General features: G+C 55.3%; 11 protein-coding genes and 1 riboswitch. Of the genes, 1 reads left to right on the forward strand and 10 read right to left on the reverse strand.

Going from position 1 to position 13,925, the window contains the following annotated elements; genetic code table 11:
• Window positions 1–15: 15 nt before the first annotated feature.
• From gntK to ABID47_RS27845, 3 genes are all read right to left on the reverse strand, one after another.
• The gene (gene gntK / locus ABID47_RS27835; RefSeq protein WP_105445012.1) at window positions 16–1,554 is read right to left on the reverse strand and encodes a gluconokinase; all 1,539 of its coding nucleotides are present in this window, start codon (window positions 1,552–1,554) and stop codon (window positions 16–18) included.
• A gap of 35 nt (window positions 1,555–1,589) precedes the next feature.
• A complete protein-coding gene (locus tag ABID47_RS27840) occupies window positions 1,590–2,951 on the reverse strand; it encodes a GntP family permease (protein ID WP_145141668.1) in 1,362 nt (453 codons plus the stop codon).
• A 166-nt stretch (window positions 2,952–3,117) separates the two neighbouring features.
• On the reverse strand, window positions 3,118–3,795 hold the full coding sequence (locus ABID47_RS27845; RefSeq protein WP_076173742.1) for a GntR family transcriptional regulator: 678 nt from the start codon (window positions 3,793–3,795) through the stop codon (window positions 3,118–3,120).
• 416 nt (window positions 3,796–4,211) lie between these two features.
• On the opposite strand from ABID47_RS27845, the gene ABID47_RS27850 reads away from it, so the two are divergent.
• The gene (locus ABID47_RS27850; RefSeq protein WP_354501675.1) at window positions 4,212–5,201 is read left to right on the forward strand and encodes a hypothetical protein; all 990 of its coding nucleotides are present in this window, start codon (window positions 4,212–4,214) and stop codon (window positions 5,199–5,201) included.
• Between the two features lies 1 nt (window position 5,202).
• Here ABID47_RS27850 and ABID47_RS27855 read toward each other — a convergent pair whose 3' ends face one another.
• The 7 genes from ABID47_RS27855 to ABID47_RS27885 form a co-directional block, all read right to left on the reverse strand.
• Window positions 5,203–6,003, reverse strand: coding sequence for an ABC transporter ATP-binding protein (locus tag ABID47_RS27855; protein ID WP_354501678.1), 801 nt, complete (start codon window positions 6,001–6,003; stop codon window positions 5,203–5,205).
• Window positions 5,990–7,000 carry an ABC transporter ATP-binding protein gene (locus tag ABID47_RS27860; RefSeq protein ID WP_354501681.1) on the reverse strand — a complete coding sequence of 337 codons (1,011 nt, stop codon included), beginning with the start codon at window positions 6,998–7,000 and terminating at the stop codon, window positions 5,990–5,992. The genes ABID47_RS27855 and ABID47_RS27860 overlap by 14 nt, the downstream gene beginning before the upstream one ends.
• A 4-nt stretch (window positions 7,001–7,004) precedes the next feature.
• Window positions 7,005–7,841 carry an ABC transporter permease gene (locus ABID47_RS27865; protein ID WP_089548533.1) on the reverse strand — a complete coding sequence of 279 codons (837 nt, stop codon included), beginning with the start codon at window positions 7,839–7,841 and terminating at the stop codon, window positions 7,005–7,007.
• A 1-nt stretch (window position 7,842) separates the two neighbouring features.
• Window positions 7,843–8,853 carry an ABC transporter permease gene (locus ABID47_RS27870; RefSeq protein ID WP_354501684.1) on the reverse strand — a complete coding sequence of 337 codons (1,011 nt, stop codon included), beginning with the start codon at window positions 8,851–8,853 and terminating at the stop codon, window positions 7,843–7,845.
• 111 nt (window positions 8,854–8,964) lie between these two features.
• Window positions 8,965–10,830 (reverse strand): ABC transporter substrate-binding protein, encoded by a 1,866-nt coding sequence (locus ABID47_RS27875; protein ID WP_354501687.1) that lies wholly within the window; start codon window positions 10,828–10,830, stop codon window positions 8,965–8,967.
• Window positions 10,831–11,279: 449 nt separating this feature from the next.
• Entirely contained in the window at window positions 11,280–12,236 is a 957-nt protein-coding gene (locus ABID47_RS27880) for a DMT family transporter (RefSeq protein ID WP_354501690.1), read from the reverse strand.
• A gap of 127 nt (window positions 12,237–12,363) precedes the next feature.
• Window positions 12,364–12,526: riboswitch (FMN riboswitch) on the reverse strand.
• Window positions 12,527–12,753: 227 nt separating this feature from the next.
• Window positions 12,754–13,863, reverse strand: a complete 1,110-nt coding sequence (locus tag ABID47_RS27885; protein ID WP_354501693.1) for an S-layer homology domain-containing protein — start codon at window positions 13,861–13,863, stop codon at window positions 12,754–12,756.
• Window positions 13,864–13,925 lie beyond the last annotated feature (62 nt).

The following is a 13,925-nucleotide window of genomic DNA, read 5'->3' on the forward strand; positions in this document are numbered from 1 at the left end:
AGGCATTCTTTTGGATTAGAACAGGCTGCGCTGAAAATCGGCGATCGCCTTATATTCCTCTTCCAGATTGCGTGAAATTTTAATAAAGATCGGCAGCAGCTGATGGTAAATTTGTGCGTTCTCCTTCACCGGCGTATGCTGATGCGTTGATCCGACCATGCCGGAGACGACACTCAGCGAATCGGCTTTGCCCATGGCATACAGGCCGAGCACGACGGCGCCCAGGCAGGAGCTCTCGAAGCTCTCCGGCACGACAACTTCCTGATCGAAGATGTCGGCCATCATTTGGCGCCACAGTGGGGAACGGGAAAATCCGCCGGTCGCGTGGATTTTGGCCGGACGCCCGATGCGTTCCTCCATCGCCAGCAGTACGGTATATAAGTTGAAAATGACGCCTTCAAGGACGGCGCGGATCATATGCTCCTTCCGGTGGTGCATCGTCAGTCCGAAGAACGATCCGCGGGCGTCGGGATTCCAGAGCGGGGCGCGCTCCCCGGTCAAATAAGGGTGGAACAGCAGACCGTCGGATCCCGGATTCACCTGTTCCGCAATCCGTGTCAGCAGGTCGTACGAATCGATACCGAGACGCTTGGCAGTCTCGATCTCGGATGCGGCAAGCTCGTCGTGTACCCATTGGAACAGCATGCCGCCATTGTTGACGGGACCGCCGATCACCCACAGCTTCTCCGTCAGGGCGTAGCAGAAAATGCGGCCCTTCGGATCGGTCGCCGGATGATCGACCACGGTGCGGATCGCTCCGCTGGTACCGATGGTGGCGGCAACGACACCAGGCTCGATCGCATTCACGCCCAGATTGGACAGCACGCCGTCGCTCGCTCCTACGATAAACGGCGTGGAAGGATCGAGCCCCATCTCGGCGGCAAACGTCTTATCCAGCCCATCCATACGGTAGGTGGTCGGAACAAGCTCGGACAGCTGGCTTGGCGTAATGCCGGCAACCTGCAGCGCCTCCTCATCCCAATCCAGCTTGTTCAGGTTCATAAGGCCCGTACAGGAGGCTATCGAATGATCGACGACGTACCGGTTGAACAGCTTGGCGAATACGTACTCCTTAATCGAGATAAACTTGGACGTCTTTTCGAAAATGTCCGGATTGTCATGACGCAGCCACATCAATTTGGTCAGCGGGGACATCGGATGGATCGGCGTACCTGTGCGCAGATAAATTTCATGCCCATTCATGTCGTTCTTCAACACTTCGGACCATTTCGCGCTTCGGTTATCCGCCCACGTAATGCAGTTCATCAGCGGCTTCCCGTCCTGGCCGACCGGAATGACGCTGTGCATGGCCGAGCTGAACGAGACGAACATCACCTGCTCCGGGCGGATTCCGCTTGTATCCATCACCTGCTTGACCGAATGGATCACGGCCGTAAATATCAGATCCGGATCCTGCTCGGCGATGGACGATGTCGGTGTCAGCAGCGGATAGCCTTCACTTCCCTTGGCCACAACCTTTCCGTTTTCTTCGAACAGAACGGCCTTGGTGCTCGTCGTTCCAATATCGATTCCGATCATCATATTACTGCTCATGTTTCAACCTTCTTTCTTCTTCACTAGACATATCCTTATACTACCAGACTGAGCACCAGGATGATAATCAATGCTACGACCGACAACAGCGTTTCCATGACGGTCCAGGATTTCAGCGTCTGCGGGACGGACATGTTAAAGAATTCCTTGACCATCCAGAAGCCGGCGTCGTTAACATGCGACAGGACGAGCGAGCCTGCTCCGGTCGCCAGCACGACGAGCTCGACATTGGCTGCCGGGCTCAAGGCAAGCACCGGTGCAACGATCCCCGCAGTCGTGGTCATGGCCACGGTGGCGGAACCGGTTGCAACACGGATGAGTGCGGCAACGAACCATGCAAACAAAATAATGTTGATGTGGGCCGAAGTTGCGATTTGGGCAATGGCGTCACCTACGCCGCTGTTAATGAGCACCTGCTTGAACGCCCCGCCGCCGCCGATGATCAGAATGATCGTGGCTGTCGGTGCCAGACATTCGCTCGTAAACTTTGATATTTGTTCTTTCGTAAATCCTCTGGCGAAGCCAAGGGAGAAGAAAGAAAACACGACCGAAATCAGAAGCGCAATAATTTCGTTACCGATAAATTCGCAGAACAGCGTAAAGCCGCTCGAAGCATCCGGGTCAACGATCGAAGCGATCGAACCGATCAGCATCAGGATAACCGGCATCAGAATCGTCAGCAGCGTAATGCCGAAGCCCGGAAGTTTGCGCGTGCTGCTGCTGGAAAACTGCTCCGCAAGCTCAGCAGGCGGCTCGACCTGGATGCGTCTGCCGATCCATTTGCCAAAGAGCGGTCCGGCCACGATCGCTGTCGGAATGCCGACAATCAGGGAGTATAAAATCGTTTTCCCCAAATTCGCCTGATAGGCATCAATCGCGATCATCGGGGCCGGGTGAGGCGGCACAAGTCCGTGTACGGTGGACAGACCGGCCAGAATCGGAATACCGATTTGCAGCAGTGACATTTTCGTTTTACGGGCGACAGTAAAAATAATCGGGATCAGCAGAATGACGCCGACCTCAAAAAATACCGGAATCCCTACGATAAAGCCGACGATCATCATCGCCCAGTGAACGCGTTTCTCCCCGAACCGGTTCACGAGGGTTGTGGCGATCTGCTCGGCGCCGCCGGATTCGGCCATCATTTTGCCCAGCATCGTGCCGAGACCGATGACGATCGCGATCGTTCCGAGCGTGCCGCCAAGCCCCTTGGTCACGGAATCGATAATATCCATCGATTTCATGCCGGTCAGGAATCCGAGCAGCAGGGCGGACAACAGCAAGGTCACAAACGGATTCCACTTGAATTTGGCAATAAACACAATAAGAAATGCAATGGCGATCAGTGTCCACACAATGAGCGTCCAATTATGGCTCATACCGAATATACTGGACATGGGTTGTCCTCCTTTTGTTCGTACATGATGTTTTTCACATATGATACCCATTATTCCAAGCTTTGATTTTAAATACTTGCATACTTGTCGACAACATGAGGCGGAAGCTGCCCGCAAGCAGCCCCTTTTGGTTCATACAACGGAATGAAAGGCCGGACGAAGCGCGTTAAAAATCCGTCAGGCTGCGGTGCAGCGTCTGGCGCGAATCGGCGAAATACTCCTGTACAAGCTTCTGGATTTCGTCCTCGTCGCCGGAGGCCAGACCGTCCATAATTTTCTGATGCTTGCCGATCACGGACCCGAGCTTCGCTTCCCCTTTGGAAAAAATCTCTTCCGTCGTAATCAGCATGACGGTCATCACGATCGGCCGGATGCTGTTCCATAAATGCAAAATGCGCTTATGGTCCGCTGCCGCAATAATCGCCTCGTGAAAGGACAAGTCCTGATACGAAAATTCGACGGCGTCCTGATGCTTTACCGCAAGCTCCATCCGGTCAACGATCCGGCGCAGCGTAACCAGCAGCTGATCCCGGTCCATCTTGGCCAGCCGCTGCTGAACGAAGCTCTCGATCAGGAAGCGGACATCGTACAATTCAACAATATCGGTCAGGCTCAGTCCGACGACGACGGCACCCATCCGTTCGAGCCGGATCAGCCCTTCGCTCGAGAGCGATTTCAAGGCTTCTCTGACGGGGGAACGGCTTGTCCCGAAATCGGCGGCCACCCGGTTCTCTGAAATAATTTCACCCGGCTTGATCCGGCCGCTGATAATCTGCAGCCTCAGCTCGGACGCAATCGACTCTCCCAAGGAAACACCCTGCAGCCAGGATGAAGGATAACGCAGCATGAGACAACTCTCCTAAATCAATGTATGTACAATGACGTACGCTACCGATTTTATCATACAACCGACCGCCGCATCCATGGTGAGGGACCTGCTCTCCGGAAGCCTGCCTCAGCCGCAGACCTCAACGCTCAACCGTTTGACAGGCAGCCGTGTGCCGCAATCCGCTTTTTTCCTTTTTTCAAAAGAACCATGCAACAACGAAGAACCGGAATGCGTCTTTTACCACGAAGACCTATGGTCTTCGAAAAAGAAACGCTTCCAGTTTGATTGTGCTTTGCTCTAACCTGCCTCTGCCTCCAAGTATACTTGTATACAACTTGTAATCGTCTTTATTTTAAAACAATCCGTGCGATCTGTAAACCGCGTGGATGAAACATCCAGCACACCAAGCTTCGGAAAGGGAGTGATTGAATTTGAAAAAAATCGCCGGCATCCTGCTGCTGTCCATCTGTATCGCCACGGGCTGCGAAAGCCACAAGCCTTCGGCGGATAACACACCACCGGCTGACCCAATGCCTTCCGGAACCGTGAATTCCACGGAAGGAATCAACGAAAAACCTCCCGCCACGGCAGCGGATCCCCCTGCTTCCACCCCTGATGCCGGGAGCCCGCAGCCTTCCAGCAGCCACGACGGCGAAGCCGAAACAGAAACTCCAGGGCGGCTGCAGTCTTCCCAGCTGATGTTCGGCTATTTGGACGCCGCCGGCAGCCGGATTCTTGCAGCCGACCCGGAAGGCAAGCAGCAAACACCGCGGGAGCAGTTTACACAAGCGATCATCGCGCCGGGCGAGCTGGCCGACATCCGCTTCACGAAGCATCAGGCCCGGTCGGATCAGGATAGCGGCAGGCAGAGCCGGTATAATTTCGACCATGATGAAGGCGATTTGTTCCGCCTCTCTTCCCCGGTAGTTCCAGCGGATCCGGACGCAGGCGTCGTCCTTGCGCAAAAAGACGCTTTTGCCGGGCATGAATTTCTGCAGGTGGAGCATGCGGATGGAAGCCTGCCCAAGGAGGCGGCGGCCCGGATCAAGCAAGCCAAAGGCCGGAACATCCACAGCCAGGGGCTTATCGGACAAATTGCCCCTGACGTGCAGCTGGGTATCGTCCAGTACGACAAGGACGGCGGCAAGCCGCTGGCCAGCCTCGTGCTGATCACCCCGGATAAGCTGCTGTTTCGCGATTTTGAAGGAACGGATGACCCGGGCTCCACCTGGCGCGTCGACGACGGCGGGCAGATGGAGCCGCAGCTGTTCCACGTCTTATTTGTCACCCGTTCCGGGCCTGGCTATACGCTTGGTTATGAATGGTGGGGCGCGGAAGGATCGAACCTGGCGGTGCTGCAGCAGGACGGCGGCGCATTTCGCGTCGTGCAGGAAGGCGGCCGCTACACGGCGCCGATGTAACCTAGCCCAAGTCCCAGGCCGTATGGATTTTCGGCACGTCGCTGATGAGCTGCCTCGTGTAGGCATGCTGCGGGTTCAGAATAATGTCTTCGGCCGGTCCCCTCTCGACGATTTGGCCCTTCTCCATGATGTAGATCGTGTCGCTCACGTAATAGGCGAGCCCAACGTCGTGCGTGATGAAAATAATCGTCATCTCGTTCTCATCCCTCAGCTTCAGCAGCATGTCGAGAATGGTGGACCGGGAGCAGGCGTCGACCATCGAGGTGGGCTCATCCGCGATCAGCACCTTTGGGTGAAGCATAAAGATCCGGGCGATCATGAGCCGCTGCATCTGCCCGCCGGACAGCTCAAACGGATACTTGTTGTACAGCTCCTCGAACTTCAGGTTGACGAAAGAGCAGGCCTCTTTCATTTTATTGAACTGCTCATCTTTGGTAAGCTTCAGCCCCTGCAGCCGGATGCAGCTGAGCAGCAGCTTCTCCACCCGCTGGAACAGATTAAAGGACGAGAACGGGTCCTGAAAAATCGCCTGTATGTCTTTCCAGTACTTTTTCCGGTCAGCATGGCGGCGCAGCACTCTCGGTTGTCCTTTGTAATCGATGCTGCCCCCCGACTCCTTTAAAAGGCCCATGATGATTTTGGCAAGGGTGGTTTTGCCGCTGCCGCTCTCGCCCACGATGGAAATGATTTCGCCTTTATGAAAATCGAAGTCCACCGTATCGACCGCGATCGTTTTGGCCGCCCCGTACCCGAATACTTTCGTAATGCCTCTGCCGCGGATCAACAGGTCACGACTGCTCATTCGCATACCACTCCTTCAGCGTTCCTGTGTCAAAATGGCACCGGTACTGGCGGCCCTCCACTTCCTGCACCGCCACATTGTTTTGCCTGCAAATATCCTGGGCGTAAGAGCACCGCTCGGCAAACCGGCAGCCGGCCGGCACATGCTTCAAATTCGGCGGTGTGCCCGGAATGGCCGCCAGCTTGTGCCCCTTCATTCCCTCCTCCGGAACGATGATGGAGCCCATCAGCTTCTTCGTATATGGATGAAGCGGATCAAAGATCATCTGCTCGGCCGTGCCGCGCTCCACGATTTCTCCCGCGTACATGACCATAATGTCGTCGGTGACGTGGTACAAGAGCGGCAGCTCATGCGTGATGAATACCAGCGAGCGGATGAACTGCTTGTCGAGCAGGTCCTTCATCAGCTTGATGACGGCCTTCTGCGACGTCACGTCCAGCGCGGATGTCGGTTCGTCGGCGATCAGCACCTTCGGATTCAGAATGGTGGAAATCGCAATGACCGTCCGTTGTTTCATGCCCCCGGAGAGCTCATTCGGATACGAGCGCAGCACCTTCGGCGAAAGATTCAGCGTTTCAAACCGCTCGACAGCCATGTCCCACACCTGTTTCTTGGTCAGCTCTGGCCGGTGCTCCTTCATGATATCCTCAATAAAGCGGATGATCCGCAGCGTCGGATTGAGGGCATTCATGGCCGCCTGGGGAATATACGCGATTTCCCGCCCGGAAATTTGCGTGCGCAGCTGCTCCTTGCTCAGCTTCATAATGTCGCGGCCGTGGATTTGAATCGAACCGCTGCCGTAATGGAGCGGCGGAAAATAAAATCCCATCAGGCTCAGCGCCAGCGTTGACTTGCCGCAGCCGGATTCGCCGGCGATGCCGAGCGTCTTCCCTTCTTCCAGCACGAAATCGACGCCGTCGACGGCAAACACTTTTTCCTTAAGCCGGGTTTTATAATAGGTTTTCAGTCCGCTAACTTCCAGAATGTTTGTGGTCATCGGCCTAGCTCCTTATTTTCGGATTAAAAATTTCGTCCATGCCCGTGTTCATCATATACAGCGAGAACGTGATCAGCGCGATGGACAGCGCCGCGGGGATAAACGCCCACCATGCACCCGCCACCGGCGCCTCGAAGACGAGCGCCCAGTTCATGATGATGCCGAGGGAGATCGTGTTGTACGGCCCGAGCCCCAGCATCGAGATGGAGGCCTCCGACAGGATGCCGGACGCGGTCTGCAGCACGAACGCCATGACGACATAAGACGCGATGTAGGGCAAAATTTCAAAGACGATGATCCGGGGCGTGCTGTGTCCGGAAATTTTGGCGATATGGACATGGTCCCGGTTGCGGAGCGAGCTGGTCTGCGCCCGGACGGCCCGGGCCGTCCACGGCCAGCTGGTGATGCCGATAATGATCGCCGTCACGAGCGAGCTGCGCGAATTGATGCTGACCGAGATGAGGATCAGGATAATAAACGACGGAATGACGATAAAAATGTTCGTGATCGACGTCAGCAAGTTATCCACGATACCGCCGATGTAGCCGGACGCAAGGCCGATAATGAGTCCGATGGCCGTCGCGAACACGCCTGCGATGAGACCGACCCGGATCGAGGTCTGAATGCCGTACATCAGCTCAAGGAACAGATCCCGTCCGAAATTGTCCGAACCGAGCCACAGCTGCGAACTCGGCGGCTGAAACGCCAGGGCGATCATCTCCAGCGGATCCTTTTTGTTGATCATCGGGAAGATGAGCACCAGCGCCAGCATAACGATGAATATTCCCGCCCCCAGCATGAATTTGGGGGACTTGATGAGAATGTTGAAGGAGTTTTTCATATTACTGGTCCTCCATTTGCGAGGCTTTGATCCGCGGATCGATAAAACCGTAAATAATATCAATCGTAAAGTTAGCCAGCAGAACAGAGAGCGCGATCAGCAGCGTACAGCCGGAAATAAGCGGGTAATCGAGCTGACGGATGGCCGTAAACAGCCAGGTGCCGATGCCCGGGTAGCTGAACACAATTTCGCAGATGAGCGAACCGCCCACCATCGTGCCAATGGACAAGGCCAGTCCGGTGATTTGGGGAAGCATGGCATTCCGGAACACGTATCTGGAGATGCGCGAATCGCGGATCCCGAGCAGCTTGCTGTACAGCATATAGTCGGCATTCAGCTCGTAAATGGACATCTCCCGCATTCCGATCGCCTGGCCGCCGATAGTGACAAGCACGATCGAGAGGAACGGCAGCGTATGGTGGCGGATGACCGAGCCGATAAACTCGAAGCTGAGCTGCGGAATCATTTGAAAGTCATACCCTCCGGACAGCGGGAACCATCCCAGCGTCAGGGCGAATACGTACAGCATGATGATGGCCAGCGTAAAAAAGGGGATCGAGTTCACGAACAGGGCTACCGGAAAGATCACCTTGTCGAACACACCTTTTTTATAAGCGGCCACGGCTCCGAGCACGTTGCCCAGAATCCAGCCTACCAGAATCGCCGGCAGCTGCAGGCCGATCGTCCACGGCACCGCCGAAGCGAGGATGTCCGTCACCTTTTTCGGATACAGGCCGAACGAGGTGCCAAGATTGCCGGTAAACAGGTTTTGGACATAGATCAGAAACTGCTGCCAGAGCGGCTTGTCAACACCAAACTCCTGTATGAACGTCTCATAGACCCGTTTGATCGTATCGCTGTCCGTCATCCCTTTGGTCATCTGTGAGACGATCATGGCGACGGGGTTCCCCTCGATCATGCGCGGAAGAAAAAAATTCAGGGAAACGGCAATGACGAGCGTCACCAGGTACCAGAACAACTTTTTTACGAAATATTTGGCATAGGCATTCAAGAAGGTCCCTCCCTTGATCTTTGGATCGGCGGTGGATGCGTCTTGGAAAAGAGGGCCCGCATGGCGCTCCGGCAGTGCCGGGAGCCTCCCATGCAGGCCGCTTCCTTGGGCTTAGTTGTGGATCTGGTACAGCGCCCGGATGCCCGCCCCGTCCATGGCGATTTGCGGAGGAATGTTGCTTCCGTCTCCGTCGACGGGGAAGCCTTTCCATACCGATTCATTGACCGTATGGAACACCCACGGACGGTACATGAGCGGAATGGACGGAATGTCGGTCAGCCAGATTTTCGTCAAATCCGTGTACAAGGTTTTGAGTTCGGCCTGATCGGTGACGCTCGGAATTTTGTCGATAATTTGGTCGGCTTTATCGTTTTTGTAACGGCCCCAGTTCCAGAACGCCATTTCGCCGAGCGGAGCCACTTCCTTGGAATACATGATGTCATGCGCTCTGCTCCACGGCTGGCTCGGATTGACGCCGCCCGCAGGCGTGTTCATGATGATGTCGAACTTGCCGGTTTGCAGGTCGTTAGTCCATACCGGCGCTTCCGGGAACTTCGTGCGGATTTCGATGCCGATCGCTTTGGCGCTCTGGGCCACGATCTCCAGCGCCGCATTCCAGTCGGACCAGCCGTACGGGCATTCCACTTCAAATGGTCCGAGGCGGGTACCGTTCAGCACGCGAATGCCATCCTTGCCTTTTTTGGCGCCGATGCTGTCGAGCAGCTCGTTGGCCGCCTTGACGTCGGTCGTCCACTGCAGCGATTTGATCGCTGCCTGATCGACGTATTTGGACTCCGCGTCTGTGTTCAGCGTCAGGGACGGCTGCATCGCGGCGGAGTAGCCGCTCATCGCGAGGTCGGAAATTTTCTTGTAATCGATGCTCATCGCGATCGCGCGGCGGACGTCCGGGTTATCCAGCCCTTTTTTCGAGAAATTAAAGAAGATCGACGGCATAGAGCCCGGCACATAATAAGGCGCGTCTTTCAGATAGGTCTTGATCGGAGCGCCGTTCTTCCACATGTTCCATACCTGCGGGATGAACTGCTGGGAGACGTCCACCTGTCCGCTCTTGAAGGCCAAATCGCCGGCGGCGTTATCCTTGTAGATGACGTGCGTAATATATTTCGGAGCAGGCAGCTTGCCGAAGAGCGACTTGCCCCAGTAATTGTCGTCGCGCACGATCGTGATTTTCTGGTCGTTGTAGAAGTAGATTTTGTAAGGGCCGGTGGCTACCGGATTGGCGTTGACTTCCTTGCGGATCGTCGCCAGGTCGTTGTTCGATTTCTTCTCGATTTCTTCCCAGATATGCTTGGGCATCATCGGGATCAGCTCGATGCTGTCAAGCACCGTCAGACGGTTCGGATTGTCTTTGTTCAGCGTGATCTTGACCGCATTCGGACCGTCCGCTGTGACATCCGCAATGTACGCCCAGTAGTTGCTCCAGTTGATGTCATATTTTTTGCCGAGCTGGTAGGTGTACACGACGTCATCGGACGTAAACGGCTTGCCGTCGCTCCATTTGGCGTCCTTATTCAGCTCGATATGCAATGTCATGTCGTCGGTCCACTCGTATTTGGTGCCGAGCAGCGGCTCCAGCTTGCCGTCCAGCTGATTGATCATAAACAGTGTCTCGTAGACCAGCTCTCTCGAGTTACCATAGTTGATCGGGAAGGCCGGATTGCCGCTTAGCAGGTTGAAGTTGGATGGCGGCCCCCATTGAATTCCGTTAATGTAGAGGGTTTCATTTCTCGGCGTTTCTTTGGCGTCTCCGCTCGTTGCCGGCTGGTTCGCCGCGGGCTCGGTCGTCGCGGGCTCCGTTGCTTTTTCTCCCTGATCGGCCGGCTTGTTTTCCCCTTGCGCCGGCGGCGTTGTCGTTCCCGTTGCGGAAGGCGGCTGCACGGTCTGGCAGCCCGCGATCATCACGGTCGCCGCCACGAAAAGGGCCATGAGCGGCTTGGAAGCTAATTTCAGCTTCATGTAAACTCCCCCATTTCCTCCAATTCACATCTACATAAATTGAACTAAAGACAGGGACAGCAGTTCGCCTTTAGCTCATTTTATATACATGCAAGCGTGATGCAGATTTCACGTCTTCAGATCGGAAGGTTCGTGCCCCATGGATCCGAAGAAACCAAACCTCTTCATTCCGAGGAAACCGCATACCCCTTCACGAAAAAGTACGGAGGGGCTGACGGACGCATGCGGCTAAAACGTGTTCTGCAAGCGCTTTCCGTAAAATGTATGAGGGATCGCTTGGAAATGATGACTGATTTATTTTTTAAATGTGCTAAAAAAAAGTTACTGAAATCCTTCGCACGTTTGCCCTTCCCTTCCAAATAAAAAACGGTCCCTGCCATCAGCAGGAACCGCTTTTCAAACCTATATCAAATTGCGTCTTCAAATCCTGGACTGGCTGCTTGTAAGCTTTAAGCCGCGCTCTTGCGGGAAATCGCGAACAGCGCCGCCCAGATCAGGATAAATCCAAGTGCCTGCGTCAGCGTCACAGCCTGATGAAATACGATCCAGTTGATCAGCACGCTCACCATCGGGAAGCTCAGTTCCGCCAGTGTCGCCACCGATGCTTTCGTCGTCGTCAGCCCTTTATAGTACACCATCAAGCTGAACAGCCCCGGCAGAAGCGCCTGCCCCAACATGTTGATCGACACCGCAGCCAGCGTTCCCCCGTCGGTATGCACCTGCCAAGGATCTCCCTGATTGATGGTAATCCCGATCAGCAAAGGCAGCGCCAGGATGAAACGCAGCGAAGTCACCGTCTCATACTCCATTTTTCCGACCATCAGACGACCCATGACTGTGGAACCGCCCCACAGTGCTGCGGCACCCAGCGAGAACAAGCTGCCGACCTTGACGAAATCATTTACATGCCCGAACGGAAACGTGAAGCCGAAGGTCAGCAAATACGTTCCGGCCAGCGCCACGATGAACAGCCAGGTGAAATGCTTCGGAAGCTTCTCACGCAGCAGCAGTTTGGCCATAAGAATGGCGAAGATCGGCTGCAGCTTCTGCAGCAGAACGACCGCGTTCAAGTTCCCGGAAGACAGACCCTGCGTAAACAGTATGGTTGCAATCGCCGAGCCGCCCCACGACAGGAAGAGCAGCGCGCCGATATGGCGCAGTTTCAGGCCTTTCAACTCGCCCCGATGTTTCCACAGCATTGGTGCGACGAACAGCACCAGCAAAATATGCTCGATGAGCACGATCTGCGTTGCCGTCATATGTTCTTTGAGCAAAATGATCCGGAACAGCGGATCCGCTCCCCACAATGCTGCGCCCAGCACGACCAGCCAAAAGCCGGATTTGCTGCGTTCGGCCTTCCCGCTTGCCGCGGGCCGGACCTTGATATTGCTGCTTACATTTTCCATACTCCAGTTCCCCTATCCCTGAATACGGAGTCAACATTGGAAAACCCCCGAGATCGACATCAATCGACACATCGGGGGTTGATCAAATAAGCTTGCGGAAATGTCAAAATTTCGCACACGCCTATTCTTTGATCTTCTCCCATCCGGACTTTACCGTCGGCCCTGGATTTCCACCAGGTCAGTCGCCGCCTTATTGCTAAAGCTGCGAGTCGCGGGCTTGACGCCGTCTTCATTATAAGAAGAGGACGCTCACCGCCGGTCAGGAATTTCACCTTACCCCGAAGATCCATATTCATTTATTTTTATTTTTTTCATGCAACTTACATTGTTTTCATCATTATAGCATAAATGTATCCAAAAGTGTTTCAGTTTTTTAATAGCTTTTTATTTCCATGGATTAAAAATTTGGATATGGGGCTGGAGATGGACAATTTTCGGGATATCCGCAGCCATTTAAAATGACAGACATTTGGCATTGATGAGCCTGAGCAAGCACTGAACGGACTCGCGGCAGCACTTATCGCTGCTCAAGCACCGACAGGATCACGGCCACCGCTTCAGCCCGCGTTGCATGCGCGTTCGGGGCGAACAGGCTGCCCGCTCTTCCATGCATGATTCCTTTATCTATCGCTGATGCAATATACGGCTTGGCCCAGGCCGGAATTTGACCGCGGTCGGCAAATTTCAAACTTCCCGCACCGCCCGGTGTTCCGGTACCGAGCGCCCTGACGGTCATCGCCGCCATTTCGGCCCGGGTAATGAGCCGGCTCGGCCCAAACGTTCCGTCGGCATAACCGTTCATGATGCCGTGCGACACCGCATCCTGGACCGAAGACAGCGCCCAGGCTGGAATCTTCTTCGCATCGGAAAAAGTCAGCGCCTGCGAGCCGGCCGCCTGCCCCATGGAGACCGCACGCATCATCATGCTGGCGAACTCCGCCCGGGTCACTTCCTTGCCCGGCTGAAACGTGCCGTCGGGATATCCGCTGACCCAACCCTGCTGGACCGCATTCAAAATTGGCTGCTCCGCCCAGTGGCCGCGGATATCTCGGAAAGAGCCCGGCGTTCCTTCCGCTTTGCCCGGCTGCACCGTGATTTCCGGCTTGACGGACATCTCGGATGAGCGGAGAGCGGAATCCACCAATTTGGCACTTTCCACGGCCACCCGAGACGATGCCGCCTGCAGCGCCGTAAACTCAATGACGGCGAGCTGAAGCTTGCCGCTGTCTCCGGCTGTTTTTCCTACTTTGGTGTGAGCCAGGCGGATTTCGTTGTTTTGGACAATCGGTTCGACCGAAAAGCCGGATGTCCCCGAGGAAGCGGTGCGGTAAGCCAGCTTCGCCGGGTCAAAGCTGAGCGTCAGCTCATACGCATACAAGTCCTTCAGCTGCTCGCCGGTCACCGTGACTGTCACCTTGGAGCCATTGGAGGTTACCCCCAGTGACAAGGAAGGTGCTTCCGCAGCGGCGGTGGTTCCCGCAGCAGCCGAGGAGACGGTGATAACCGGGGAGCTGCCAGAGGCTCGTACTTCTGAAACCGCAGCGTTTGCGGGGGTTCCTGATCCGATGAGTCCGACACAAATGGCTACGGCCCATGCGGCATAGCGGGTAGATTGTTTTCGTGGCATACGTCCAGCCCTCTTTCCATGAATTGAAAATCGCAGGAGCAGCCTGCACCGCTCCTGCGATT

Source organism: Paenibacillus favisporus, from assembly GCF_040545415.1.
In the GTDB taxonomy this organism is placed as follows: Bacteria; Bacillota; Bacilli; order Paenibacillales; family Paenibacillaceae; genus Paenibacillus_AQ; species Paenibacillus_AQ favisporus.

What these genes read in the sequence shown, in the direction of transcription:
- gntK (WP_105445012.1), bottom strand. Translation starts at nt 1,554, where the DNA reads ATGAGCAGTAATATGATGATCGGAATCGATATTGGAACGACGAGCACC.
- ABID47_RS27840 (WP_145141668.1), bottom strand. Translation starts at nt 2,951, where the DNA reads ATGTCCAGTATATTCGGTATGAGCCATAATTGGACGCTCATTGTGTGG.
- ABID47_RS27855 (WP_354501678.1), bottom strand. Translation starts at nt 6,003, where the DNA reads ATGAGCAGTCGTGACCTGTTGATCCGCGGCAGAGGCATTACGAAAGTA.
- ABID47_RS27860 (WP_354501681.1), bottom strand. Translation starts at nt 7,000, where the DNA reads ATGACCACAAACATTCTGGAAGTTAGCGGACTGAAAACCTATTATAAA.
- ABID47_RS27865 (WP_089548533.1), bottom strand. Translation starts at nt 7,841, where the DNA reads ATGAAAAACTCCTTCAACATTCTCATCAAGTCCCCCAAATTCATGCTG.
- ABID47_RS27875 (WP_354501687.1), bottom strand. Translation starts at nt 10,830, where the DNA reads ATGAAGCTGAAATTAGCTTCCAAGCCGCTCATGGCCCTTTTCGTGGCG.
- ABID47_RS27880 (WP_354501690.1), bottom strand. Translation starts at nt 12,236, where the DNA reads ATGGAAAATGTAAGCAGCAATATCAAGGTCCGGCCCGCGGCAAGCGGG.
- ABID47_RS27885 (WP_354501693.1), bottom strand. Translation starts at nt 13,863, where the DNA reads ATGCCACGAAAACAATCTACCCGCTATGCCGCATGGGCCGTAGCCATT.